General features: G+C 55.5%; 8 protein-coding genes. 2 read left to right on the top strand and 6 right to left on the bottom strand.

Annotation, left to right across the window (positions count from 1 at the left end; all coding sequences use genetic code 11):
• Nucleotide 1 precedes the first annotated feature (1 nt).
• The 6 genes from LG323_RS12920 to LG323_RS12895 all read right to left on the bottom strand — a co-directional run bounded on the left by LG323_RS12920 (nucleotide 2) and on the right by LG323_RS12895 (nucleotide 9,222).
• Nucleotides 2–811, bottom strand: coding sequence for an outer membrane lipoprotein-sorting protein (locus LG323_RS12920; protein ID WP_404416925.1), 810 nt, complete (start codon nucleotides 809–811; stop codon nucleotides 2–4).
• 58 nt (nucleotides 812–869) lie between these two features.
• Nucleotides 870–3,452, bottom strand: coding sequence for an RND family transporter (locus tag LG323_RS12915; RefSeq protein ID WP_404416922.1), 2,583 nt, complete (start codon nucleotides 3,450–3,452; stop codon nucleotides 870–872).
• A 6-nt stretch (nucleotides 3,453–3,458) separates the two neighbouring features.
• Complete coding sequence (locus tag LG323_RS12910; protein ID WP_310696767.1) at nucleotides 3,459–3,788, bottom strand: metalloregulator ArsR/SmtB family transcription factor; 330 nt, start codon at nucleotides 3,786–3,788, stop codon at nucleotides 3,459–3,461.
• 136 nt (nucleotides 3,789–3,924) lie between these two features.
• Nucleotides 3,925–7,131 carry an efflux RND transporter permease subunit gene (locus LG323_RS12905; protein ID WP_404416919.1) on the bottom strand — a complete coding sequence of 1,069 codons (3,207 nt, stop codon included), beginning with the start codon at nucleotides 7,129–7,131 and terminating at the stop codon, nucleotides 3,925–3,927.
• Nucleotides 7,128–8,147, bottom strand: coding sequence for an efflux RND transporter periplasmic adaptor subunit (locus tag LG323_RS12900; RefSeq protein ID WP_404416916.1), 1,020 nt, complete (start codon nucleotides 8,145–8,147; stop codon nucleotides 7,128–7,130). Before LG323_RS12900 ends, LG323_RS12905 begins: the two co-directional genes overlap by 4 nt.
• A 43-nt stretch (nucleotides 8,148–8,190) precedes the next feature.
• Nucleotides 8,191–9,222 (bottom strand): AraC family transcriptional regulator, encoded by a 1,032-nt coding sequence (locus LG323_RS12895; protein WP_404416914.1) that lies wholly within the window; start codon nucleotides 9,220–9,222, stop codon nucleotides 8,191–8,193.
• Between the two features lie 91 nt (nucleotides 9,223–9,313).
• Between LG323_RS12895 and LG323_RS12890 the strand changes: the two genes are divergently transcribed.
• Both LG323_RS12890 and bktB read left to right on the top strand, forming a co-directional pair.
• The gene (locus LG323_RS12890; RefSeq protein ID WP_404416912.1) at nucleotides 9,314–10,453 is read left to right on the top strand and encodes an acyl-CoA dehydrogenase family protein; all 1,140 of its coding nucleotides are present in this window, start codon (nucleotides 9,314–9,316) and stop codon (nucleotides 10,451–10,453) included.
• A 14-nt stretch (nucleotides 10,454–10,467) separates the two neighbouring features.
• Nucleotides 10,468–11,655, top strand: a complete 1,188-nt coding sequence (gene bktB, locus LG323_RS12885; RefSeq protein ID WP_404416909.1) for a beta-ketothiolase BktB — start codon at nucleotides 10,468–10,470, stop codon at nucleotides 11,653–11,655.
• The last annotated feature ends 10 nt before the right edge of the window (nucleotides 11,656–11,665 follow it).

Raw genomic sequence — 11,665 nt, 5'->3', positions numbered from 1 at the left:
CTTACCTCCTTTCCAGCCATTCACTGGGTGGGTTACGCAGACTGCGATCAGTAAAAACAGAATCGGGAATTCCCAAGTCGTAATCGATACCTCGGAACTGCACGAGGGTCTGACCGCCGGACTCCAGATCTTGAACGCGCATCATTGTGGGGGTGGGGTAACCATCCACTTCCTCCACACGGGCATTTTCCATGATGCGATAGACTTCCCCGTCTTCATCCGTGTATTCAATGCGCATGGGTAGGAAGGTTTCCTTGTCAATCCAGGTCTGGAAGCTGGCAAACTCGACTTCACCCGGATTTTTGGGTGTGGATTTGAGAACATAATGCTCATCCGTTTCCTCGGCCAACTGATGTTCGTCTTGATTCAGATTGCGGCCGGAAATGTCCTCATAGTAGACGTGTGCGCCCACAAAACTGGTGCGCTTGTCACCGGGAGCGATACGCCGCACCAGATCCAGGTCGGGCAGGTAAAGGGAGCGATCATCACCCGCCTGAGGTTTTTTATGCACCAAAAATACGGTATCCCGGTACTCGGAAGGGCGACTGAAAACCACCAGGTATTTTTGCTGGTCGCTGTCTTCCACATTTTTGCGCAGTACGGTGAACTGACGGGTCTGGGTGCGACCACTGTCATCTTCAATTTTCATTCGCGCTTCTGAGCGGCCATCCTGACCGGCGTAGTAGGAAGCCTGGTTGGCCTTTTCAATGATTTCCTGCACGGGTGGCGCTGCCATAATCAGGCTGCTGCTCAGCATCAGGGTAGCACCGCCAAGCAGGCCGGTTGCTGTTTTCAATAAGTTAGCTTTCATCTTGCTTCCTCCTTTCGAGGTTTTCAGTATTTGTTCGATTGCTTTTGTCTTTTTCAACTTAGACCTTTACCGTTTTTCCCAAAAAGGCACGCGGTGCCAGGGCAATAAAGGCTGGCAGTACAAACAGACTGACCAGGGCTGAGGTCGCCATGATGCTGGCCAGGAAAACCCCCACGGTGATATAGGGCACCAGGGGTGCAGCCAGTAACGGCAGGAAGCCAACAGCAATCACCACGGCATTACGAACGATGGCCCGCGATGGTGCTTCGAACACCAGCTCCATGGCTTTGATCCAGTCACCATCAGCGTCATCAAGCGCCATGCGCAGTCGCTGGATAAAGTGGATGGCAAAGTCCACCGATAGCCCCAGCGACAGGGAGGACAGCACAGCCACCGGCATGTCGTAGTCCTTGCCGATCAGGCCCATGGCACCGTAAATAAAGGCAATGGTGATGGTCAGAGGCAGCATCGCCAGCACGCCCAGAAGCAGGCTGCGGAACAGGGCAATCATCATGACCAGTACCACCAGGAACGCAGAACCCAGTGCCCAGAGCATGCCTTCCACCATTTCGCCCTGCCAGACCAGGTTGATGTAGGTACCACCGCCCCAGTCCAGTTCCACGCCTTCGGGGGGTGGGTTGTCGGCCACAAAACGATCCACCTCGGCAACCACCTGACTCATCACCTGGTTGTCACCACTAGGCAGTTGCAGCCAGATCGCAGCCTGGGTGAAGTCACGGGTGACAAAATTCCAGAGGTCATCAGGGCGCTGGGATGACTGGAAGCTCAACAGAGTCTGGGCCACACCATTGGCCGAATCCGGCAGTTCATAGTCTTCAGGGTCACCGCTGACCAGTTCCCGGTTGATGGTTTTGACCAGATCGGCCAGGGAATTGGCCTTGCCGATGATACCTTCGCCTTCCAGGTGAGCCTTGAGTTCGTCCATCCAGGCCAGATGAGCGGGATTCTGGAAAGCACGGGTTGCAGAACGCGCCTGTTCCACTTGGTCGAGAATTTTTTCCCAGTGGTCGGCTTCATCAAAACCGACTTCAAACAGATGGTCATCAATATCCTGCCCAAGGGTTTCCAGGCGGTCACCGGGCGAACTGGCACCGGCTGATTCTTCCCACAAGGTCAGCCAGTCTTCACGCAGATCAAAGCCTTCCTGTTCAGCTTCCTCCAGCGTCACCTGCACCTGACGGCGCATTTCTTCCACTTTCTTGTCGATGCCGGTCTGTTTGAGGTTGATATAGGCTTCATAGGTACCGGCAAAGCGTTCATTCAAGACCTTGTCAGCAATGCGAATCCGGTGGTCTTCCTTAAACCAGAGGGTGGGGTTGTCATTGATCTGGATCTGATTAATGCCATAAACCGAAATCGCCATGATGATGGCCACACTGGTCAATACCAGGCCGGGTCTGCGGGTCGGGAAACGCCCCATCTTGCCCAGCAAGCCACCGCCCTGATTGGCTTCCTCTTCAGCCAGTTCCTTCTGACGGAATTTTTCCGCCATCTTGTCCAGGGTGCTGCGCTTCAAAGCCACGGTATAGGCAGGAATAAAGCCCAGAGTCAGCAGAAGGGCAATCACCACACCAAAGGAAATAAAGCCACCAAATACCTGAACGGGTGGAATGGGTGTGGTCAGCAGCGACAAGAAACCCACTGCGGTGGTCAGGCCGGTGAAGAGAATCGGCTTGAACAACTTTTCCATGACTTCGGCCATGACGGTTTTGGGATCATCCCCCGGCCGGTAACGGTCAGCAAAGTTGGATAAAACATGCACTGACGCCACAACCGCGATGGGCATCAGAAAGATGGGAATCATGGAGCTCATGATGTGCACGGTGTAGCCCATGCCGATCAGCAAGCCCATGGTGGAAATCACCGTGGCCATCGCCAACAACATGGGGGCCACAACCAGCGGCAGGCTGCGGAAGAAATACAGCATGGTCAGGAAGATCACCAGACCGGCCAGAGGTGCGGAAATCGCCATCTGCTGGAACATTTCCACGCCGAAGGTATCCTGGGCGACCGGCTGACCGGTGATGTGGAATTCATCCTGAGTGTTCAGCTCATCAACAACCGCCTGAATTTCCATGGAAACCCGGTGGCTGATGTCTTTGCTTTCCAGAGGCACAAAAAGAGCCGCCGCCTGGTTGTCTTCAGAAACCAGGGTGCCCTGATACATGGGCAGGCGTTCCACGGCCTTGCGAATACGATCCGCTTCCGCCTGGGTTTCCGGAGGTTTGGGGATCAGCCAGTCATAGGCAATGGTGCCCACACCCGCCTGTTCGACATTATCCACAGCAGCCATGGACATCAGATCCCGGGCAATCACCCCGTCGATGTCTTCAATGGCACGGGTCAGCTTATAGTGAGCGGAAAGGGATTCCGGGTTGAACACCCCGTGTTCATGCTGAGTATTGACCTGACCCACGACGATCATGTCATGCAGACCAAAGCGTTCACGGATCTCGTTGTGCTTGACGCGATCCGGCTGCTCGGAAGACAGCATGTTTTCCGGATCGGTATCAATTTTGATATTGGGAATCAGCATCCCCAGGGCCAGCACCAGAATGATGACAGCCGTAAAAACGGTTCGGGTGCGGTTCATGCACCAGAGGGCCAGTTTTTTACCCATTTTTATTTACTCCTTATTGGTCTGAGTCATGGAACTGGACGGATCCATGCAAAAAATCTGATACAGGTTTTCCACCAAAGCCTGAGCCCTGGGGTCGGCCACGCGGTAGTACACCTGCTGGCCACTGCGTCGGCCACTGATCAGGCCCTGACGCCGCAATACACCCAACTGCTGAGAAAGGCTGGGCTGATGAATAGCCAGACGCTCCTCCAGCTCACCCACATTGAGTTCCTCCATGGCCAACTGACACAAGAGCAGCAGCCGGGACTGGTGGGCACAGGCCTGCAGAAAGGCAGAAGCCGCTTCCGCCTGAGTGCGCATTCTTTCCAGGTTCATCACCGACATCCTTTAGAGTTAATGTTGTTACGCTAATTTATAATATACTAATCTATAGAATAAACAGATGCAAACTGAAAAAAAGCTCCCCGCAGGGAGCTTAAAGAGATTTCTTACGCAAGGTAGGAATGAAGGATCAGCCTTCGGGCACGCCTTTTTTGTGGTAAAGCGCGTAGTAGAGCAGAGGAATCACCACCAGCGTCAGCAGGGTGGACACCAGCAGCCCGAAAATCAGCGCAATTGCCAAACCATTGAAGATGGGATCATCAATGATGAAGAAGGCACCGATCATCGCCGCCAGGGCGGTGAGAATAATCGGCTGGGCACGCACGGCAGCTGCTTCAACCACGGCCTCCTCCCAGTTACGACCCGACTTCACAAGCTGGTTAATGAAATCCACCAGCAGGATGGAGTTGCGCACGATTATCCCGGCCAGGGCAATCATCCCGATCATACTGGTCGCGGTGAATTGCTGACCCAGCAGAGCATGACCCGGCATGATCCCGATCAGGGTCAGGGGAATGGGGGCCATGATCACTAGCGGCACCAGGTAGGATTTGAACTGGGCCACCACCAGCATGTAGATCAAAATCATGCCCACGGCATAGGCAATCCCCATGTCCCGGAAGGTTTCATAGGTGATCTGCCATTCCCCGTCCCACTTGATGGCGGGGGTTCCCGGCCAGTCCGGCTGGCTGATGAAATACTGCTCGGGTGCCCCCTCCTGCTCATTCAGGCTGAAGACAGCATCGAACATCCCATACAGAGGTGAGTCCAGCTCCCCGGCCATATCCGCCATCACATAGGTCACCGGCAAAAGATCCTTGTGATAGATGGATTGCTGCCAGTCCGCAGGCGTGACCTGGGCAAATTCAGCCAGGCTGATCAACTGACCCTGGCGGTTGCGCACCTTGAGAGACAAGAGGGTGGAGCCCTGGGCCTTGTCACCTTCGGCCAGTTGCAGGCGAATCGGCAGTGGATACTTCATCTGCTCATCATGCAGATAACTGACTTCCACCTGCCCCAGTGCCACCGACAGAGCTTCCACCACCTGCCCCTGAGCCACACCCAGACGCGCAGCCCGATCGCGGTCGACTTCAATCAACCAGCGATTGGCAGCAGCTTCCAGGGTGGTATCCACATCCACCAGCCCAGGTGTCTTGCGCAGCTGGTTTTCCACCTGGCGGGCCACCCGTTCCCTGACCTCGGGATTGGGGCCGTAAACTTCAGCCACCAGAGGTGAAAGCACCGGAGGCCCCGGTGGTACTTCCACCACCTTGACGTTGGCCGCAAATTCTTCACCGATGGCCTGCAAAGGCTCACGCACCGCCAGAGCAATTTCATGCGAAGCCCTGTCTCTGTCGCCCTTGTTGACCAGGTTAACCTGAAGATCACCCATGTGAGGTTCGGCACGCAGATAATACTGGCGCACCAGACCATTGAAGTTGATGGGTGCGGCAGTTCCGGCATAGCTCTGCCAGTTCTTCACTTCCGGCAGGGTTTCCAGATGCTCACCCAGCGCCAGCAGCACTCTCTGAGTTTCCTCCACCGGCGTGCCTTCGGGCATATCCACGATCACCTGAAACTCGGACTTGTTATCAAAGGGCAGCATTTTCATCACCACCGTCAGAGTCACCGGCAAAAGAGCGGCACCGATGGTCAAGGCCACAACCGAGCCACCCAGCAGCCAGCGTTTCTTGCGGTTTTCACCCAGGAATGGACGCATCAGCCGGGTAAAGAGTCGCAGCACCTTGCCGGGAGCCGCTTCAGACTCGCCTTGATGAGATGAGTGGTTCTCATGCTTCATCAGTTTCACGGCCAGCCAGGGGGTGACCACAAAGGCAATGACCAGGGAAATCAGCATACCTGCCGAGGCATTGATGGGAATCGGGCTCATATAAGGCCCCATCAGCCCGGAAACAAAGGCCATGGGAAGGAGCGCGGCAATCACAGTGAAGGTCGCCAGAATGGTCGGGCCACCGACTTCATCCACGGCTTTGGGAATGGCATCCACCAGAGATTTGGCCCCCATCTCCAGGTGTCGGTGAATATTCTCCACGACCACTATGGCATCATCGACCAGAATACCGATGGAGAAAATCAGGGCAAAGAGGGACACCCGGTTGAGGGTGAACCCCCAGGCCCAGGAAAAGAACAGGGTAATCGCCAGGGTAATCACCACGGCAATGCCGACGATCAGCGCCTGACGCCAGCCCAGAGCACCCAGCACCAGCACCACGACCGAGCCGGTGGCAAACAGCAGCTTGGTGATCAGGGTGCTGGATTTGTCGGCGGCGGTGTAGCCATAGTCACGGGTGACCAGAAGTTCGACATTATCCGGCACCACCCGGTTTTCCAGCAGTTCCAGACGCTCACTGACGCTGCGGGTGATATCAATGGCATTCTCGCCCGGCTGCTTGGCAATCGCCAGAGTGACGGCCTGAGACACCTGACCTGCCGGTCTTTCCCCGGCAGGGCCGAATCCGGTCATCACACCCTGGGCTGGTACCTGGCTTCCACGGGTCACTTCAGCCACATCAGAAAGAAACACCGGAGCACCTTCATGCATCCCCACCACCAGGGAGGCCACCTCTTCCACCTGGGTCAACAAACTCCCCGCCTGAACAGGCAGCGCTTTACCGTCCTGAACCAACCAGGCTTCCTGGGAGGTGGCATTGGCGGCATCCAGAGCCTGACGAACATCCGTCAAATCCAGGTTATAGCCACTCATCAGGGCTGGATCAAAAATCACCCGCACCTCATCACGAATACCACCCAGGGTATAGATATCCCGCGTGCCGGGAATGCGTTTGAGTTCGGTTTCCAGGGAATGCGCCACACGGGTCAGGTCTTCGGCACTCACTTCCGACGAGTCACTGAACAGGGTCAAAGCCATGATGGGCACATCATCAATGCCCTTGGCTTTGATCAGGGGCTGCTGGGTTCCCAGACCCGGTGGCAGCCAGTCCTGATGGGTATAAACCTGGTTATAAAGACTGACCAAAGCCTCCTGACGGGGTACACCCACAGCAAACTGCACCGTCACCATGGCCATGCCATGCCGCGATACCGAATAGACATGCTCAACCCCGGCCATTTCACTCAGGGTTTGTTCAGCAGGCGTGGCCACCAGCTGTTCCACTTCGGCAGGGCTGGCGCCGGGAAAGCCGATAAAAACATCCGCCATGGTGACGTCTATCTGGGGTTCCTCTTCCTTGGGAGTCACGGCAACCGCAAACAGCCCCATCAAAAGACCGGCCAGGGCCAGCAAGGGTGTCAGGCGGGAAGTTTGAAAGGCCGCAGCAATGCGGCCGGACAAACCCAGTTTGGTGTCCTGGCTCATAGCTGCTCCTCCAGCACCTGCAGAGCTTCAGCCGGATTCAGGACAACGGCTTCACCTTGAGACAAACCGGAAAGCACCTCCAGGCGTCCATTTTGCATCTGACCGACACGAATATGGCGCAAACGGGGCAAACCTGATTCCTTGACCACATAAACGGCGCGCAGCTCACCACGCTCCACCAGGGCACTGGTGGGTATCCACAGGGCCGGGCGTTGACCTACCGGAAAATGCACCTTAACCAGCATGCCGGGGAAAAGATCACCTTCGGAATTGTTGATGTTCATGCGCACCCGGAAAGTATGGGTGGCCGGATCAGCATAGGGATAAAAAGTCATGCTCTGGGTTTCCAGAACCCGGTCTTCGTCCAGCCTGACCACGGCTTCACGCTGATTTCTGGCCGCTGCAGCATAGCGCTGAGGCAGAGCAACCACCACCCGCAGATCCTCCAGGGAGAGGCCGCTGATCAAGGGCTGACCGGGACTCACTGAGGCCCCTTCTTCAACATGACGCTGGGTCACCAGCCCCTCATAAGGAGCCACCACACGGGTATAGGCCAATTGCTGGCGGGCTTCATCCACAGCGGCTTCCGCCTGGTTCTTGCGAGCCTGGGCTGACTTGAGTTGACGACGGGCTTCATCCATTTGCGAGCGGGACACCTGCTCTCTCTGAAACAGGGCTTCAACACGGTTAAAGTTGCTCTGGGCTGCCTCCAGTCCGGCAGCCGCCTCCTGCAAAGCCCCCTGAGCCTGCATGAGCCGGGCCTTCTGTTCGCTGGCATCCAGCTCCAGAATCACTTCACCGGCAGCCACTCTATCGTCGACATCAAAATGAATCTTCTGCACCTGACCGCTGGTTTGTGCCGAAACGGTTGTTCTGTGAATAGCTTCCAGAACACCATCCAGGCGCAGGTTTTCCACCAGAGGGGCTTGTTCAACCCCCTGGGTTTCCAACGCCTGGGCCTGAACACCCCAGAGACCACAGAAGGCCATAAGGCTACCCGCAACAAACTTTTTCATACTTCTTTCCTCACAAGCCAAGCCGACAATAAGCTAATTTATATTATACTAATATAGCAAGTGTCAAGTTGTTTTTGCCTCGACGGTAAGCGCCAGGGGTATTCCCCGTCCACTTTTTGAAGGCCCGGTTGAAGCTGGGCAGATCCTCAAAACCCAGATGACCTGCCAAACTGTTCAGGGGCAGATTGCTATCTGTCAGAAAGGCAATCGCCTGATCCCGCCGGACTTCATCCTTGATGACCTGAAAACAGGTTCCTTCTGCAGCAAGGCGACGTGACAGGCTGCGTACTGACAGATGCAGGGCTTCTGCCACTTGACCCAAAGTGGCCTTCAGGTGTTCGGCCAGGAGGTATTCCTTGATCCGATGGGCCAGCAAACGATCAGCAAAGGAAACATAAATCCAGTTTTCCGGTGCCCTTTTCAAAAAAGGAACCAATGAGCGCCGGGTCTGGCGCAAGGGCTCCTTCAAAAGCTCCCGATCAAAATAAATGCGTGTCTGGGGCTGATCAAAATAAACCTGACCGGGGTAAAAATAGAGGTATTCGGAACTGTGCTCCGGTCTGGAATAAGCGCAGTCGATACGCAGGGGGGGAATTTTTTCGGCAATCAACCAGGAAGCCAGGCCGTGAACCAGTTTTAACATCAGCTCGTGCACCAGCACCCGATCACCTCGGGGTGGCAGGTTTTCCACCAGACTCAGGCAAGCGGCTGAACCCTCCAGATCCAACTGATAGCTCATGTCATCCAGCAGCACCCGAAAATACTGGCAATACCGATAAAGAGCCACTTGCAAGCTGGGTGCATCCAGTAAACCCAGACACAGAAACTTCAGTGCACCGGAGCGTAGAGGACGACTGAAAAAACCCGGTGTTTCGTCATCCATCTCCTCAACCAGCAAACGGTACAGCAGTGCAAACTGCCGTACCGTGACCCGACCCTGAGGGGCATTCAGAAGAAACCGGGGGATGCCCGCCTGTTGCAAGAGTTTTTGCTGATGCTCCGGATTGGCATTCAGCCCCCTGAAGAGGCCACTGACAAAATGCATGGGGAGAGTGGCGGAGGATTCATTTGGCATGATTGGCTAATACTCTGGCCTGAAAGAGCAATATTTTTCCTTAACTGCAGCTTATTATGTCTTAATCAGTTAAACAACAAGAGAACAAAACATGACCCGCTCCGAAGACACTGCTCTTTTTGATGACATGATCAGCCGCTTTCTCGATCAGGAAGCCGACCCCCATTACACCGCCTGGGAAGAAGCAGGCCAGATACCGCGTGATTTCTGGTTGAAACTGGGTGAAGCCGGGATGCTGGCCGTTGATCTGGCCGAAGACTATGGTGGTACTGGAGCCGATTTTGGCATTACCCAGCGAGTCATTGAAGAAATCTCCCGCCGCGGTTACGGCGGTCTAGCCAGTGGTTACAACATTCACTCCAACATTGTTATCCCCTACCTGGAGCATCTGGCCACGGAAGAACAAAAGCAACACTGGCTTCCACGCATGGCCACTGGCGAAGTGATGGGTGCCATTGCCATGACCGAATCGGGTGCCGGCAGTGATCTGGCCGCCCTGAAAACCCGCGCCCAGAAAGTGGAAGGTGGCTGGCAACTGGATGGCTCCAAGATTTTCATCACCAACGGGATGCTGGCGGATATGGTCATCGTCTGCGCCAAGACTGATCCGTCTGCCGGAGCCAGGGGTGTTTCCCTGTTTCTGGTGGACACCCACCTGCCTGGATTTTCCCGTGGCAAGCCGATCAAGAAAATCGGCCAACATGCCAGCGACACCGCTGAGCTGTTTTTTGATGGCATGCTCCTGCCGGAAGATGCACTGCTGGGTCAGGAAGGTTCCGGCTTTGCCTATCTGATGCAGGAGTTGCCACGTGAACGCCTCGGCGTTGGCTCTCAAGCCCTGGGTTCTATGGAAGGCGCTTTGGCGCTGACTCTGGATTATGTGCAGGAACGCAAGGCTTTCGGTCAGCGTATTGCCGACTTCCAGAACACCCGTTTCAAGCTGGCTGAAGTCCGCGCCCAGATTGATATGGCCCGCGCCTATTTTGATCAGTGTGTCGACAAGTACCGTCAGGGTGAGATGACGGCCACCGATGCTGCCATCATCAAGCTGCAACTCAGCGAAATGCAGTGCAAAACCATTGATGAATGCCTGCAGCTTTTCGGGGGTTATGGCTACACTCTGGAATACCCGATTTCACGTTTTTATGTGGATGCCCGCATCCAGACCATTTATGCCGGGACTTCCGAAATCATGAAGGAAGTCATCGCCCGTTCCCTGCTGGGCAAATAATTCGAGGAAAGATCATGCAATTCAAATCCGTCGTTCTTGTTGAAGGTCTTCGCACCGCCATAGGTGGCTTTTCTGGCAGCCTGTCCAGCCTGACCCCCGAGCAGCTGGGCACGGCCACAGCCAAGGCTGTCATCGCCCGCAGTGGCATGGAAGCTGATGCCATCGATCATGCTGTTTATGGACACATCATCACCACTTCACCCCAGGATGCCTACCTGGCCCGGCATATTGCGCTGAATGCTGGACTCAGTGAAAGCTCAGCGGCTCTCAACGTCAATCGCCTTTGCGGTTCCGGCTTGCAAGCCATTATTTCTGCGGCACAAATGATCGAGGGTGGCGACAGCCGTGTTGCCCTGGCCGGTGGTGCTGAATCCATGAGCCAGGGCGGCTATTTGCTGCCCAAGGTGCGCAATGGTCTGCGTATGGGCGATGGCTCGGTGGTGGATCTGACCCTGGGTGTACTCAGCGATCCTTTTGGCAGCGGTCACATGGGCATTACGGCCGAAAATATCGCTGCCAAGTATGGCTACAGCCGTGAACAACTGGATGCCTTTGCCCTGCAAAGTCACCAGAAAGCCGCCAAAGCCATTACAGAAGGGCGCTTTGCACAGCAGATCGTACCCCTGGCAATCAAAAAAGGTCGGCAGGAAGCTGAATTCAGCCAGGATGAACATGTGCGTCTTGATGCCAGTGCAGAGGATTTTGCACGTTTGAAACCCGCTTTCAAAAAAGAGGGGCTGGTCACTGCCGGCAATGCTTCGGGTATCAATGATGGTGCCGCCAGCCTTTTGCTCTGCCATGCTGATGAAGCAGAAAAACGCGGCCTGAAACCTCGCGCACGTATTCTGGCCAGTGCTTTTTGCGGTGTAGACCCCCGGTTTATGGGTATGGGGCCGGTGACTGCCGTCAACAAGGCCCTTGCGCAAGCAGAGCTGTCAATTCATGACCTGGATGTTATTGAATCCAACGAAGCCTTTGCCGCCCAGGCCATGGCCGTGGCACAAGAGCTGGGCTTTCCTGAAGACCGCCTCAATCCCAATGGCGGTGCTGTGGGCATGGGGCATCCAGTGGGTGCCACAGGTGCTATCCTGACCGTCAAGGTTCTGCATGAGCTGGAAAGAGTCCAGGGCCGTTATGGCCTGATCACCCTGTGCATCGGTGGTGGACAGGGCATCGCACTGGTTATTGAGCGCTGCAACTAAGAGCATGAAC

Source organism: Marinospirillum sp., from assembly GCF_044810985.1.
GTDB lineage: Bacteria > Pseudomonadota > Gammaproteobacteria > Pseudomonadales > Halomonadaceae > Marinospirillum.
This window is presented reverse-complemented; position numbering and strand designations above follow the sequence as displayed.